Annotated in this window: 10 protein-coding genes; all 10 read left to right on the top strand. The window is 68.1% G+C overall.

Translation table 11 applies throughout. From position 1 onward, the window contains the following. Positions 1–106: 106 nt before the first annotated feature. The gene (locus tag G6N53_RS02670; RefSeq protein WP_163886872.1) at positions 107–1,171 is read left to right on the top strand and encodes an esterase family protein; all 1,065 of its coding nucleotides are present in this window, start codon (positions 107–109) and stop codon (positions 1,169–1,171) included. Positions 1,172–1,340: 169 nt separating this feature from the next. Next, complete coding sequence (locus tag G6N53_RS02665) at positions 1,341–2,252, top strand: esterase family protein (protein WP_205390262.1); 912 nt, start codon at positions 1,341–1,343, stop codon at positions 2,250–2,252. A 91-nt stretch (positions 2,253–2,343) separates the two neighbouring features. Next, positions 2,344–2,793, top strand: a complete 450-nt coding sequence (locus G6N53_RS02660; protein ID WP_205390261.1) for a DUF732 domain-containing protein — start codon at positions 2,344–2,346, stop codon at positions 2,791–2,793. 17 nt (positions 2,794–2,810) lie between these two features. Continuing rightward, on the top strand, positions 2,811–3,818 hold the full coding sequence (culp6, locus tag G6N53_RS02655) for a carboxylesterase Culp6 (protein WP_163886870.1): 1,008 nt from the start codon (positions 2,811–2,813) through the stop codon (positions 3,816–3,818). Between the two features lie 187 nt (positions 3,819–4,005). Next, entirely contained in the window at positions 4,006–5,895 is a 1,890-nt protein-coding gene (gene fadD32, locus G6N53_RS02650) for a long-chain-fatty-acid--AMP ligase FadD32 (protein ID WP_163886868.1), read from the top strand. 64 nt (positions 5,896–5,959) lie between these two features. Further along, on the top strand, positions 5,960–11,419 hold the full coding sequence (gene pks13, locus G6N53_RS02645; RefSeq protein ID WP_163886866.1) for a polyketide synthase Pks13: 5,460 nt from the start codon (positions 5,960–5,962) through the stop codon (positions 11,417–11,419). Beyond that, positions 11,416–12,987, top strand: coding sequence for an acyl-CoA carboxylase subunit beta (locus tag G6N53_RS02640; RefSeq protein WP_163886864.1), 1,572 nt, complete (start codon positions 11,416–11,418; stop codon positions 12,985–12,987). The genes pks13 and G6N53_RS02640 overlap by 4 nt, the downstream gene beginning before the upstream one ends. Positions 12,988–13,048: 61 nt before the next feature. Continuing rightward, entirely contained in the window at positions 13,049–13,942 is an 894-nt protein-coding gene (locus tag G6N53_RS02635; RefSeq protein ID WP_163895359.1) for a DUF4331 family protein, read from the top strand. A gap of 9 nt (positions 13,943–13,951) precedes the next feature. Further along, complete coding sequence (locus G6N53_RS02630; RefSeq protein ID WP_237166343.1) at positions 13,952–14,320, top strand: hypothetical protein; 369 nt, start codon at positions 13,952–13,954, stop codon at positions 14,318–14,320. An 18-nt stretch (positions 14,321–14,338) separates the two neighbouring features. Continuing rightward, positions 14,339–15,688: a serine/threonine-protein kinase gene (locus tag G6N53_RS02625; RefSeq protein WP_163886862.1), complete on the top strand. Its 1,350-nt coding sequence runs from the start codon at positions 14,339–14,341 to the stop codon at positions 15,686–15,688. Position 15,689: the final 1 nt, after the last annotated feature.

Raw genomic sequence — 15,689 nt, 5'->3', positions numbered from 1 at the left:
GAGAACGCCACAAAGGTGTGGTTGACTACACGGGCGACGTGGCCGGTGCGGGGACTTCGAGTCCAGCCCGCCAGCGCTGCTCACGACAGATTGGAAAAACACAAGGATGAAGCTCGTTTCGGGGCTGCGTGGCGCAGCGAAGACCCTCGGGCGCAGGCTCACGGTGGCGGCCCTTGCGGCAGCCGTGGTGCCAGGCCTGATCAGCGCTGTCGGCGGCACGGCGACGGCGGGAGCTTTTTCACGTCCCGGCCTGCCGGTGGAGTACCTGATGGTGCCCTCGGCCGGAATGGGCCGCGACATCAAGATCCAGTTCCAGAGCGGTGGCCCCAACGCCCCCGGCGTCTACCTGCTCGACGGTCTGCGTGCGCAGGACGACTTCAACGGGTGGGACATCAACACCGCGGCGTTCGAGTGGTACGTCGACTCCGGTCTGGCGGTCGTCATGCCGGTCGGTGGTCAGTCCAGCTTCTACAGCGACTGGTACGAGCCGGCGTGCGGCAACTCCGGCTGCAGCACCTACAAGTGGGAGACCTTCCTCACCAGCGAGCTGCCGGCCTACCTGGCCGCCAACAAGGGTGTCGATCCGGGCCGCAACGCGGCAGTGGGCCTCTCGATGGCCGGTTCTGCGGCGATGACGCTGGCGATCTACCACCCGAATCAGTTCCAGTACGCGGGCTCGCTGTCGGGCTTCCTGAACCTCTCCGAGGGCTGGTGGCCCATGCTGGTCGGCATCTCGATGGGTGACGCGGGCGGCTACGAAGCCGAGGACATGTGGGGGCCGTCCAGTGATCCGGCGTGGAAGCGCAACGATCCGATGGTCAACATCGACAGGCTCGTCGCCAACAACACCCGCCTCTGGGTGTTCTGCGGCAACGGCAAGCCGTCCGAACTCGACGCCGGCTCCAGCTCGGGCAACCTGTTCAACGCCAAGTTCCTCGAGGGCTTCACGCTGCGCACCAACAAGACCTTCCAGGAGGAGTACCTGGCCGCGGGCGGTCGCAACGGTGTGTTCAACTTCCCGTCCAACGGAACGCACAGCTGGGGCTACTGGGGCCAGCAGCTCCAGCAGATGAAGCCCGACATCCAGCGGGCACTCGGTGCGGTGCCGCAGCCGTCGGCACCCCCGGCGCCGGTCGAAGCGCCGGTAGACGCCCCGGCGATGGGCGGCTAGGCACTTCGACGCCAAGCACGTGAATGACGGCGGTGATCCTCTCCGAGGGTCACTGCCGTCAGTCGCTTTGGCCCCGCCCCGTCGCGGTGGTGTGATTCACTACCTTGCGGTAGGGCCGACTGGTGATGCGCCGGGTGTCGCCAGGTATGCGAGACATGAGGTGGGGCAGATGCGGGCGTTGACGCGAAGGATCACGGTCGCGGTGCTGGCCGTGGTGGCGATGTCGGTGAGCATGGTGCTGCCGACGCACTGGGGCACCGGGTCGCCCACCGCCCATGCCCAGGGTGTCGAGTTCCTGATGGTGCCCTCACCGGCGATGGGCCGCGACATCCCGGTCGCATTCCAGGGCGGCGGCCCGCACGCGGTCGTGCTCCTGGACGCGTTCAATGCCGCACCCGACGTCAGTAACTGGGTGACCGCAGGCAACGCCATGAACACCCTCGCCGGCCAGGGCATCTCCGTGGCCGCCCCCGCCGGTGGCGCATGGAGCATGTACACCAACTGGGAGCAGGACGGCAGCAAGCAGTGGGAGACGTTCCTCGCCGACGAGCTGCCCAACTGGCTGGCCGCCAACAAGGGACTTGCCCCCGGCGGGCACGGGATCGTCGGAGCCGCCCAAGGCGGTACCGGTGCGCTGACGATGGCGACCTTCCACCCGGACCGCTACCGGTTCGCGGGATCGATGTCGGGCTTTCTGAACCCGTCGAACACGTACACGAACGGTGCCATCACCGCAGGCATGGCACGGTTCGGCGGCGTGAACACCCAAGCGATGTGGGGTGCGGCACAGTTGGGCCGCTGGAAATGGCACGACCCCGATGTGCACGCGCAGTTGCTGGTGAACAACAACACCCGGCTGTGGGTGTTCAGCCCGGCCACCACCACCTGCAGTGACCCGGCCGCCATGATCGACTACTGCGCTATTGCGCAGGGCAGCAACCGCTCCTTCTACCAGCACTATCGCGCCATCGGTGGCAGCAACGCGCACTTCGACTTCCCAACGTCCGGCAACCACGACTGGGGTTCCTGGAGCGGGCAGCTGGCCGCCATGTCGGGCGAACTGGTCGCCTCCATCAAGTAGCCGCGCCGCCGTGTTGTGCTGGTCCGGTCGGTCGGTGGGCAGCCGGTACCTTGGAGTCGTGCAACACGCTGTGAGGTCGGTGAGGACAGGAATGGCAGGGTTGTCGTTGCTGCTCGCGTCCTCGACCTGCTGGTTGACGGGATGTTCGTTGAGCGAGGACATGATGGCGGGCCTCGGGTCGGAGATCCAGACCGCGCCTCCGCACGGTCAGTCCAGCGCCCAGCCCGGCCCCGGCCAGCCCGGCGCCCAATCGAACGCCCTGGTCGTCACCCCGAGGCAGCAGGCCTATCTCGACGCGCTGCAGGAGGCCGGCGTGAGCCCGTCCAGCGACCTGGCGGCGCTGAGCATCGGCTCCTACGTGTGCCAGGCGCACGCGGCAAACCACACAGACCAAGCGGTATGGGACTTCGTGGCGCCGCTGGTACGCAACGAGGTCGCCGATTCCAACGGTGACGGCGTCAGGGCGATGGCGCCCTCGGCGGGCGAGATCAACGCCGTGACCGCCGATTACATCCGGATCGCGACAGAACGACTCTGCTAGCAGGAGCTTAGAACTCAATGGCCAAGTCCAACCGGCGGAAACGCCACCGCCTTCTCGCGCTGTTCGCAGCCGGAGCGGTGGGCCTTGTCGTGGTGCTGATCGTCGCGATCGTGGTGGTCGTGCTGCGTCGGCCCGACGCCCCACCGACCGCCGTGCCGCCCAGCGCGGTGCCGCCCACGGCGGTGCCTCCGACCACGGCCCCGCGCCCCGAGTTCCAGGACGCCAGCTGCCCGGACGTCCAGCTGATCTCGATCCCCGGCACGTGGGAGTCATCGGTGCAGATGGACCCGTTCAATCCGGTGCAGTTCCCGGCCGCGCTGCTGCTCAACGTCACCAACCCGATCCGTGCCCAGTTCAGCTCGGACCGCCTCGAGGTGTTCACCGTTCCGTACACCGCCCAGTTCCACAATCCGTTGTCGGCCGACCGCCAGATGTCCTACAACGACAGCCGCGCCGAGGGCACTCGCGCCACGGTGAAGGCGATGACGGACATGAACAACCGCTGCCCGCTGACCAGCTACGTCCTCGTCGGCTTCTCCCAGGGCGCGGTGATCGCCGGCGATATCGCCAGCGATATCGGCAACGGCCGCGGACCCGTTGCCGAGGACCTGGTGCTGGGTGTGACGCTGATCGCCGACGGCCGCCGGCAGGCCGGCGTCGGGCAGGACGTCGGCCCCAACGCCCAGGGGCAGGGCGCGGAGATCACGCTGCACGAGGTGCCGACGCTCTCGGCGCTCGGGCTGACGATGTCGGGGCCCCGGCCGGGCGGCTTCGGGATGCTGGAGAACCGGACCAACGAGATCTGTGCGCGTGGTGACCTGATCTGTGCGGCACCGGAGTCGGCGTTCAACATCACCGCGCTGCCGAAGACCCTGGAGGTGCTCAGCGGCGGGGCGGGTCAGCCCGTGCACGCGATGTACGCCACGCCGGAGTTCTGGAACATCGACGGTCTGTCGGCGACGCAGTGGACACTGAACTGGGCACAGGGGCTGATCGATAACGCTCCGCAGCCAAAACATGGCTGACACGTGACCGCGTTGATTTGGCCTGATGGCGGGCGTAGACCTAACATGGCCTAACATTAAGGAAAATCTAAGAGCGTGACCGGCGGCTGAGGGTTGGGGGAGGCTTCTCCCCGGTACGATCTCCGGGCTGGTGCAATCCCGTTACAACTGTAGTGGGGTCACCGATCCCGTTCGATTGGAGTGTGAAATGGCCTTCCATAACCCGTTCATCAAGGACGGATTGATCAAGTTCCCCGACAACGGGAGCCTGGTCAAGCACGTCGAACGATGGGCGAAGGTTCGTGGCGACAAGATGGCCTACCGCTTCGTGGACTTCTCGACCGAACGTGACGGGGTCGAGCGTGATCTGAGCTGGGCGGTGTTCGGCAAGCGCAACCGCGCGGTCGGCGCCCGGCTGCAGCAGGTCACCCAGCCCGGCGACCGGGTGGCCATCCTCTGCCCCCAGAACCTCGAGTACCTGATCGCGTTCTTCGGCACTCTCTACTCGGGCCGCATCGCGGTGCCGCTGTTCGATCCCTCCGAGCCGGGCCATGTGGGCCGCCTGCACGCCGTGCTCGACGACTGCAGCCCGTCGGCGATCCTGACCACCACGGAAGCCGCCGAGGGGGTGCGCAAGTTCTTCCGCAGCCGTCCGGCCAAGGAGAGGCCACGGGTGATCGCCGTGGATGCGGTGCCCGACGAGGTCGGCGCCACCTGGGAACCGGTCGAGGTGAAGCACGACACCGTCGCCTACCTGCAGTACACCTCCGGCTCCACCCGGATCCCGACCGGTGTGCAGATCACCCACCTGAACCTCGCGACCAACGTCGTGCAGGTGATCGAGGCGCTGCAGGGGGAAGAAGGCGACCGCGGGGTGTCGTGGCTGCCGTTCTTCCACGACATGGGTCTGATCACCGTGCTGCTGTCGCCGATGATCGGCCACTACATCTCGTTCATGACCCCTGCGGCGTTCGTCCGCCGGCCGGGCCGCTGGATCCGCGAGATGGCGCGCAAGCCCGACGACACCGGCGGTGTCATCTCGGTGGCCCCCAACTTCGCGTTCGACCACGCCGCGGCGCGCGGTCTGCCCAAGGAGGGCGAGCCGCCGCTGGACCTGTCCAACGTCAAGGCGCTGCTCAACGGCAGCGAGCCGATCTCGGCGGCCACCGTGCGCAACTTCAACGAGGCGTTCGGTCCGTACGGTTTCCGCCCGCAGGCGATCAAGCCGTCCTACGGTCTGGCGGAGGCGACGCTGTTCGTGTCCTCGACGCACTTCAACGAGTCGCCGAAGATCATCACCGTCGATCGCGAGCAGCTCAACAACCACCGGTTCGTCGAGGTGGCGCCGGACTCACCGAGCGCAGTCTCGCAGGCCTCGGCCGGTCAGGTCGGGGTCGCCGAGTGGGCGGTCATCGTCGACGCCGAGTCGGCGTCTGAACTGCCCGACGGTCAGATCGGCGAGATCTGGATCAGCGGCCAGAACATGGGCACCGGCTACTGGAACAAGCCGGAGGAGACCCGCGAGACCTTCCAGAACATCCTCAAGTCGCGCACCGACCCGTCGCACGCCACCGGCGCCACCGACGACGCCACTTGGGTGCGCACCGGTGACTACGGCGCCTATCACGAAGGCCACCTCTACATCACCGGCCGGGTGAAGGATCTGGTCATCATCGACGGCCGCAACCACTACCCCCAGGACCTGGAGTACTCGGCGCAGGAGTCGACCAAGGCGCTGCGGACCGGATTCGTGGCAGCGTTCTCGGTGCCGGCCAACCAGCTTCCCGACGAGGTCTTCGACAATTCCCACGCCGGCCTCAAGCGCGACCCCGACGACACCTCCGAACAACTGGTCATCGTCGGGGAACGGGCACCGGGTGCACACAAACTGGACATGGCCCCGATCGCCGACGACATCCGCGCGGCGATCGCGGTGCGCCACGGGGTGACGGTGCGTGACGTGCTGCTGACCCCGGCCGGCGCGATCCCGAGGACATCGAGCGGCAAGATCGGCCGACGCGCCTGCCGCTCGGCCTACCTGGACGGCAGCCTGCGCAGCGGCAAGGTCGCCAATGCTTTCCCCGACGAGTCGGACTGAGGCTCAACTACAGCAACGGCAACGGCGGCCCACGGCCGCGTGTCGATCGTGAGGTTATGTGAACATGGCGCAACCACAAGATGATTCGGGCAACGTGCCGGCTACCGGCGACGGCGCCGACATGACCGTCAACGAGATGCGCGAGTGGCTGCGCAACTGGATCGGCAACGCCACCGGGCAGTCGCCCGACTCGATCAACGAGTCGACACCGATGGTCGAACTGGGCTTGTCGTCCCGCGACGCTGTCGCGATGGCCAGCGACATCGAGGATCTCACCGGGGTGACGCTGACCGCGACGGTCGCGTTCCGCCATCCCACCATCGAATCGCTGGCCACGGTGATCGTCGAGGGCGAACCCGAGATCGACATGTCCGCGCTCGACACCGAGGACTGGTCGCGCGAGGTCGACGAGGGCGTGGCCAACATCGCGATCGTCGGTGTGGCCACCCGTTTCCCGGGCGACATGAACACCCCCGACGAGATGTGGGCCGCGCTGCTGGAAGGCCGCGACGCGATCACCGACCTGCCGGAGGGGCGGTGGTCGGAGTTCCTCTCCGAGCCGCGGGTCGCCGAGCGGGTCGCCAAGGCGCACACCCGCGGCGGCTACCTGTCCGACATCAAGGGCTTCGACTCCGAGTTCTTCGCGCTGTCGAAGATGGAGGCCGACAACATCGATCCGCAACAGCGGATGGCACTGGAACTGACGTGGGAAGCGTTGGAGTACGCCAGGATTCCGGCGTCCAGCCTGCGTGGCGAGAACGTCGGCGTGTTCGTCGGCAGCTCGACCAACGACTACATGATCATGGCGCTGTCGGATCCGTCCGTCGCGCACCCGTACGCGATCACCGGTAACTCCAGTGCGATCATCGCCAACCGGGTGTCGTACTTCTTCGATTTCCGCGGGCCGTCGATGTCCATCGACACCGCCTGTTCATCGTCGCTGGTCGCCGTGCACGAGGGCATCAAGGCGCTGCGTTCCGGCGATGCCGACGTGGTGGTCGCCGGCGGCGTCAACGCTCTGGTCACCCCGATGGTGACCGTCGGTTTCGACGAGGTGGGCGGGGTGCTCGCGCCGGACGGCCGGATCAAGTCGTTCTCCGCCGACGCCGACGGTTACGCCCGCTCCGAGGGCGGCGGCATGCTGGTGTTCAAGCGTCTCGAAGACGCCCGCCGCGACGGTGACGACATCCTGGCGGTTGTCGCCGGCGGTGCGGTCAACCACGACGGACGCTCCAACGGTCTGCTCGCCCCCAATCCCGATGCGCAGGAGGCGGTGCTGCGCAAGGCGTACAAGGACGCAGGTATCGACCCGCGGACGGTCGACTACGTCGAGGCGCACGGCACGGGCACCATCCTCGGTGACCCGATCGAGGCCGACGCGCTCGGCCGGGTCATCGGCCGGGGTCGTGCCGCCGACCGTCCCGCACTGCTCGGTGCGGTGAAATCCAATGTGGGACATCTTGAGTCGGCTGCGGGTGCGGCGAGCCTGGCGAAGGTGGCGCTGGCGCTGCGCAACGACAAGATCCCGCCGTCGATCAACTACACCGGGCCCAACCCGTACATCGACTTCGACAAGGAACACCTCAAGGTCGCCGAGACCGTCACCGACTGGCCGCGCTACGGCGGCACGGCGATCGCCGGGGTGTCCGGCTTCGGCTTCGGCGGCGCCAACGCGCACCTGGTGTTGCGCGAGGTGCTGCCCAGCGACCTGGTCGAACCGATCCCCGAACCCGACGTCGCGGTCGTCACCCCGGCCAACGACGACGCGACGGCCGTGTACGTCGGCGGGGTCCGGATGGACGAGTACGGCGAGTTCGTCACTCAGGGCGGCGCCGACGATGATGACGACGATGCTCTGGACGCCCCCGCCGCGGTCATCGAGGACGAACCCGAGCTCCCCGGGCTGACCGACGAGGCGCTGCGGCTGCTGGAGATCGCCCGTGAGGAGCTCGAGGCCGCTGAGGCGGCAGAGCCCACAGCCAAGCTTGTTCCCCTTGCAGTTTCGGGATTCCTGACGTCGCGCAAGCGGGCCACCGCCGGTGAGCTCGCAGACTGGATGGACAGCCCGGCGGGCCGGGAATCTTCGCTGGAGTCGATCGGGCGCTCGCTGTCGAGGCGCAACCACGGCCGCTCACGCGCGGTGGTGCTCGCCCACGACCACGACGAGGCGATCAAGGGACTGCGTGCGCTCGCCGAGGGCAAGCCGAACCCGATCGTGCTCAGCGCCGACGGACCGGTCACCAACGGCCCCGTGTGGGTGCTCGCCGGCTTCGGCGCCCAGCACCGCAAGATGGGCAAGAGCCTGTATCTGCGCGACGAGACGTTCGCCGAGTGGATCAACAAGGTCGATGCGCTGGTCCAGGACGAACTCGGTTACTCCGTCGTCGAGTTGATCCTCGACGACTCGCAGGACTACGGCATCGAGACCACGCAGGTCACCATCTTCGCGATCCAGATCGCCCTCGGTGAGGTGCTCAAGGCCCACGGCGCGACCCCCGGTGCGCTGGTGGGCCAGTCGCTGGGGGAGGCGGCCGCGGCGTACTTCGCCGGCGGGCTGTCGCTGGCCGACGCCACCCGGACCATCTGCGCCCGTTCGCATCTGATGGGTGAGGGCGAGGCGATGCTGTTCGGCGAGTACATCAGGCTGATGGCGCTGGTGGAGTACTCCGCCGAGGAGATCGAGACGGTGTTTTCCGACTTCAAGGACCTCGAGGTGTGCGTGTACGCCGCGCCCACCCAGACCGTCATCGGTGGCCCGCCCGACCAGGTCGACGCCATCATCGCCCGGGCGGAGTCGGAGGGCAGGTTCGCCCGCAAGTTCCAGACCAAGGGGGCCAGCCACACCTCCCAGATGGACCCGCTGCTGGGTGAGCTCGCCGCCGAGTTGCAGGGCATCGAAGCGCATCCGCTGCAGATCCCTTACTACTCGACAGTGCACGAGGGCAACCTGATGCGCGCGGGTGCCGACCCGATCCACGACGTGGACTACTGGAAGAAGGGGCTGCGGCACAGCGTCTACTTCACCCACGGCGTCCGCAACGCGGTCGACAACGGGCACACCACCTTCCTCGAGCTGGCCCCGAACCCGGTGGCGCTCATGCAGGTCGGGCTGACGACGGCGTCGGCCGGGTTGCACGATGCCCAGCTGATCGCGACGCTGGCGCGCAAGCAGGACGAGGTGGACTCGATGACCACCGCGATGGCGCACCTGTTCGTGTACGGCCATGACCTCGACTTCCGCACGCTGTTCCCGCGGCGCTCGCGCGGGCTGGCCGGCGCGCTGGACTTCGCCGACATCCCGCCGACCAGGTTCCGGCGCAAGCCGCACTGGCTCGACGCGCACTTCACCGGCGACAGCTCGGCGGTCATCCCGGGCAACCACGTCGCGACGCCCGACGGCAGGCATGTCTTCGAGTACAGTTCGCGAGGCCAGACCGACCTGGCTGCGCTGGTGAAAGCCGCTGCGGCTGCGGTGCTTCCGGACGCCAAGCTGGTCGCCTCCGAGCAGCGCGCCGTTCCGGCCGACGGAGCGCGGCTGGTCACCACGCTGACCAGGCACCCCGGCGGGGCGAGTGTGCAGGTGCACGCCAGGATCGACGAATCGTTCACCCTGGTCTACGACGCGATCGTGGCTCGCGGCGATGCGCAGGTGGCGCTGCCCACCGCGGTCGGTGTGGGCACCGTTGCCGAAAACATCGCGACCCCGACAGAAGAGACACCCGAGGACGACGCCGAAATTCTCCACGACAACCTCACCGCCGGCGCAGGCATCGCGGCGGGCTTCGCGAAGTGGTCACCGGACTCCGGTGAGACCATCGGTGAGCGGCTGGGGACCATCGTCGGCGCCGCGATGGGTTACGAAACCGAGGACCTGCCGTGGGAGGTGCCGCTGATCGAACTGGGTCTGGATTCGCTGATGGCGGTGCGGATCAAGAACCGGGTCGAGTACGACTTCGATCTGCCGCCGATTCAGCTGACCGCGGTGCGCGATGCCAACCTCTACGCCGTGGAGAAGCTCATCGCCTACGCGATCGAGCACCGCGACGAGGTCGACGAGCTCGCCGAACAGCAGAAGGGCCAGACCGCCGAGGAGATCGCCGCGGCGCAGGCCGAGCTGATGGGCGGCGCCACCACGGTCGCCGAACTGGAGGCCAAGCTCGCCGAAGCCGGCCACCCGATCGCCGCGGAAACCGAAGCGTCGCCGGACATCCCGGCTCCCCCGACGGACCCGAGCGGACCGTCGATCCCGGCGCCGCCCACTAATCCCGAGGGACCGGCAGCCGAAAAGCCTTCGTCAGGGTCTGATGGTTCCTCGCGCGAGCGCTCGTCAGGATCTGATGTTTCCTCGCGCGAGCGCTCGTCAGCCGCAGGCATGGCCGCGAAGGTGCTCACCCAGGAGGCGGTCACCGAGGCGCTCGGTGCCGACGTCCCGCCGCGCGACGCGGCCGAACGCGTCACGTTCGCCACCTGGGCGATCGTCACCGGCAAGTCCCCAGGTGGCGTGTTCAACGAGCTGCCCTCCATCGGCGACGACGTCGCCGAGAAGATCGCCGTGCGGCTCTCCGAACGTGCCGAGGGCACCATCACCGCCGAGCAGGTCGCCGCGGCCCGCACCATCCAGGACCTGTCCACGGTGGTCCGTGACGAGATGGACGCGGGCGAGCTCGACGGGTTCGTGCGCACCATCCGGGCCAGGCCGGAGGGGTCGAACCGGGTGCCCGTGTTCGTGTTCCATCCGGCCGGCGGCAGCACCGTCGTCTACGAGCCGTTGCTCAAGCGACTGCCGGCGGGCACTCCGATGTACGGCATCGAGCGGGTCGAGGGATCCATCGAGGAGCGGGCGGCGGAGTACCTGCCGAAGCTGCGCGAGATCCAGGGCAACGGCCCGTACATCCTGGTCGGCTGGTCGCTGGGCGGCGCGCTGGCCTACGCCTGCGCGATCGGCCTCGAGCGCGAGGGCGCCGACGTCCGCTTCGTCGGCCTGATCGACATGGTGCGGCCCGGCGAGGAGGTGCCGCAGACCAAGGAGGAGACCCGGGCGCGCTGGGACCGCTACGCCCTGTTCGCCCAGCGCACCTTCAACGTCGAGGTCCCGCCGATCCCCTACGAGGAACTCGAGGGTCTCGACGACGCGGGCCAGGTGCAGTACATCCTGGACGCCGTCAAGGACAGCGGCGTGGACATCCCCGGCGGCATCATCGAGCACCAGCGGACGTCCTACCTGGACAACCGCCTGCTCGAAACGGCAGAGATCCAGCCCTACAACGGTCACGTCACGCTGTACATGGCCGACCGCTATCACGATGACGCGATCTTCTTCGAGCCCCGCTACGCGATCCGCCAGCCCGACGGTGGCTGGGGTGAATACGTCGCCGACCTCGAGGTGGTGCCCATCGGGGGCGAGCACATCCAGGCCATCGACGAGCCGTACATTGCAAAGGTCGGCGCCCACATGAGCGAAGCGATCACTGCGATCGAGGGCAGCGTCGAGGCCGGAACCGACGAGGAGGACACACCCAAGTGACGGCAGAACCTCTCCCCAAAGCCCCGACGACGACCGCGGAAAAGCTCGCCGAGCTGCGCGAGAAGCTCGAACTCGCCAAGGAGCCAGGCGGCGAGAAGGCGGTCGCCAAGCGGAACAAGAAGGGGATCCCGAGCGCGCGGGCGCGCGTCTACTCCCTTCTGGATCCCGGTAGCTTCCTGGAGATCGGTGCGCTGGCCAAGACGCCGGGGGATCCCGACGCGCTCTTCGGGGACGGCGTCGTCACCGGTCACGGCACCATCGACGGCCGCCCCGTCGGGGTCTTCAGCCATGACCAGACCGTCTTCCAGGGTTCGGTCGGGGAGATGTTCGGCCGCAAGGTCGCCCGCTTGATGGAGTGGGTGGCGATGGTCGGCTGCCCGATCATCGGGATCAACGACTCCGGCGGCGCCCGCATCCAGGACGCCGCGACGTCGCTGGCCTGGTACGCCGAACTCGGCCGCCGGCACGAGCTGCTGCGCGGGCTGGTGCCGGAGATCTCGCTGATCTTCGGCAAGTGCGCGGGCGGCGCGGTGTACTCGCCGATCCAGACCGACCTGGTGGTCGCGGTGCGCGACCAGGGCTACATGTTCGTCACCGGCCCCGACGTGATCAAGGACGTCACCGGAGAGGACGTCACGCTCGACGAACTGGGCGGCGCCGACGCCCAAGCCCGCTACGGCAACATCCACCAGGTCGTGGAGTCCGAGGCCGCGGCGTTCCAGTACGTGCGGGACTACCTGAGCTTCCTGCCCGCCAACACCTTCGACGACGCGCCGATCATCAACCCGGGCCTGGAACCGGAGATCACCCCGCACGACCTCGAACTGGACTCGATCGTGCCGGATGCGGACAACACCGCCTACGACATGCACGAGATCCTGCTGCGGATCTTCGACGACGGTGACGTGTTCTCGGTCGGGGAGCAGTCGGGCCCGGCGATCATCACCGCGTTCGCCCGAGTGGACGGGCGACCCGTCGGAGTGATCGCCAACCAGCCGATGTACATGTCGGGTGCGATCGACAACGAGGCGTCCGACAAGGCCACCCGGTTCGTCCGGTTCTGCGACTCGTTCAACACGCCCCTGGTGTTCGTCGTGGACACCCCCGGCTTCATGCCCGGCGTCGAACAGGAGAAGGGCGGCATCATCAAGCGCGGCGGCCGGTTCCTCAACGCCGTGGTGGAGGCCGACGTCCCGAAGGTCACCATCACCGTGCGCAAGTCCTATGGCGGCGCCTACGCGGTGATGGGTTCCAAGCAGCTGACCGCCGACCTGAACTTCGCCTGGCCGACGGCCCGCATCGCGGTGATCGGCGCCGAGGGCGCCGCGCAACTGCTGGTGAAGCGGTTCCCTGACCCGACCGCCCCTGAGGTGCAGAAGATCAAGGCCGACTTCATCGAGGGCTACAACGCCACCATGGCGGTGCCGTGGGTGGCTGCCGAGCGAGGCTTCATCGACGGTGTCATCGAGCCGCACCAGACCCGGCTGCTGCTCCGTAAATCCATGCACCTGCTTCGTGACAAGCAGATCAACCGGGTGCAGCGAAAGCACGGCCTGACCCCGATCTGAGGATCGGGTGCGGTTGGATGGAGCTGTGAATCACATACCGGGACTGAGCCCCGGCGCCCCGATGGACGACCCCCGGCTGGACCTGCTGGACCTGTACGTGTTCCAGTCGCCGGCCGACCCGTCCCGGACCGCGCTCATCCTGACAGCCAATCCCGAGGGCGAGGCGCTGCACCCGGGCGCGGTCTACCGGCTGGCCATCGACCACAACGGCGACCTGCGCAACGACATCGCGTTCAGCTTCGTGTTCTCCGCTCCGGTGGAGGGTCGCCAGACGGTGGACGTCTACCTCGCCGTCGGCAACCAGGCCTCGGCGATCGCCGCGGTCGGATCCAGGATCTTCGGCGACATCGAGGTGTCGTTCGACGCGACACCGCCCAAGACCGTCGGATCGGGCGGGTTCACCTTCTTCGCGGGCGCGCGCAGTGACCCGGCATTCGTCGACCTCGACGGCAGCGGCCGGGATTCCCGCGCGCAGGCCAACGTCATCGCGATGATGATCGAGCTGCCCAACAGCTACCTGAGCGCCGATCCCGACGTCCGGATCTGGGCGCGCTGCAGCCTGCTCTCCGACGACGAGTGGGTGCACGCGGACCGGATCGGCCATCCGTGGATAGGCAACCTGATCACCACCGCGGACACCAGAGACGACTACAACGCAGGTGAGCCCAACCGGGACAGGGAACGCTGGATCGGGCATCTCATCGAGTTGATGGCCCGCACCGGCGGTTACACCAGGGACGAGGCGATCTCGGCGATAAACGCCGAGGGCACGCTGCCCGACGTCCTCACCTACAACCCGAACCAGCCGGCGAAGTACCCGAACGGCAGAACCCTGACCGACGACGTCGCCGGGTACCGCATCGCGTTCCTCACCAAGAAGGCCAGGCCGTCGCCGGGGCTGAGCCCGCACACCGACATCCTGCCCGAGGTCCCGTACCTCGGGGCGCCGCACTGAGGATGCACCGTGACTGAGCCGCCGCCGTCGTCTGTGTTGCTGGAGGCCTACCGGACCTGTGAGGGGTTGCCGGTGGTGGGTGGGTTGTTCACGCGCGGCAGACACGAGGCGCAAGCCGTACTCTCGCTCATCGTGGCAGCCGCGATCGACGAACTCGACCTCACCGCCATCGTGCGTGACCGCCTGCACGCCGAGGCGATCGACGCGGTGATCGCCCGTATCGATCTCGTGGGCCTGGCCAACGAGGTGATCGACGGGGTGAATCTGCCAGCCATCATCCGCGAATCCACCAAGACGGTGACCGCGGAGGTCCCGGATCCAGGATTCGTCGGCCGGGTGCGGGGCCGCAGGCAGGGATTCCGTGACCGCCACCGGTGATCAGGCCGGCGTCCGCCCATGCTGACCGACGGCGACGTGATCGCGGGTTACACGATCCTGCGGATGCTGGGTTCCGGGGGCATGGGCGAGGTGTACCTGGCCGAGCACCCGAGGCTGCCGCGTCAGGATGCGCTGAAGGTGCTGTCGGCGACGGTCTGTGCCGACAGCGAGTACCGGGAGCGGTTCAACCGGGAGGCCGACATCGCGGCCACGCTGTGGCATCCGCACATCGTCGCGGTGCACGACTGCGGTGACCACGAGGGCCGGCTGTGGATCTCGATGGATCATGTCGAGGGCACCGACGCCGCGCGCCTGCTCACCGAGCGGTACCCGCGGGGCATGCCGCCGGATCTGGTGGTGCGCATCGTGACCGCGGTGGGGGAGGCGCTCGACTACGCCCACCAGCGCGGCCTGCTGCACCGCGATGTGAAACCGGCCAACATCCTGATCGCCGAGCCCGGGACCGCTGATGAGCGGATCATGTTGGCGGACTTCGGGATCGCCCGCAGGGTCGGTGAGATCAGCAACCTCACCGGCACGAACATGACCGTGGGGACGGTCGCGTACTCCGCGCCGGAGCAGCTCACCGCCGACAAGCGGATCGACGGTCGCGCCGACCAGTACGCGCTGGCGGCCACGGCGTACCAGCTGTTGACCGGATCGCCGCCGTTCCAACACTCGAACCCGGCGATCGTCATCAGCCAGCATCTGACCGCCAAGCCGCCGCAGATCGGGGTGTCCAGACCCGAACTGTCATTCATGGGAGGCGTTTTCGAGAAGGCGTTGGCGAAGTCGCCTGCCGACCGCTTCGAGCGCTGTGTGGACTTCGCCCGGGCGCTGGGCAACCGGACCGGGGTCGGCGCAACCGACGCCGACGCGACCTTGGCCGCCGTCGCTCCGACAGGCCCTCGCCATGCCAAGAGCGCGGCCGTGCCGCGGACCCGCCGCCGGACGCCGGTGGTGCTGGCCCTTGGGTTGTCGGCCCTCGCGGTGGCCGCAGCGGCGTTTCTGGCACTCTACGAGCGTCACGAGCGCCGCCCGGCGACCACCGCGGCGCCGCCCACCGCAACCCCGACCGGCGCCGGCAGCACGACGCTACCGGTGATCGTCGTCGGCGCCGACTGCGCGACCCTGGGCGCCGCCGGGGTCACCGAGGCCGGCGACCCGGCGTACTGCGCGCGCCTGTCGTCGTCGGGCGCCCCGCTCTGGTCGCTGTACCCCGGCGAGATCACCCACCCGACCGGTGCGCCCGGCACCGCCGCGCCGGTCCTGGTGTGCATGGAGCAGACGGGCAAGACCCAGGTGGACTGCCACGACGACATCCTGCAGGAGAACACCGACCCCGGCGCCAACGACGCCGCGTCCTGAA

The organism is Mycolicibacterium hippocampi, from assembly GCF_010723735.1.
Lineage (GTDB): Bacteria > Actinomycetota > Actinomycetes > Mycobacteriales > Mycobacteriaceae > Mycobacterium > Mycobacterium hippocampi.
This window is presented reverse-complemented; position numbering and strand designations above follow the sequence as displayed.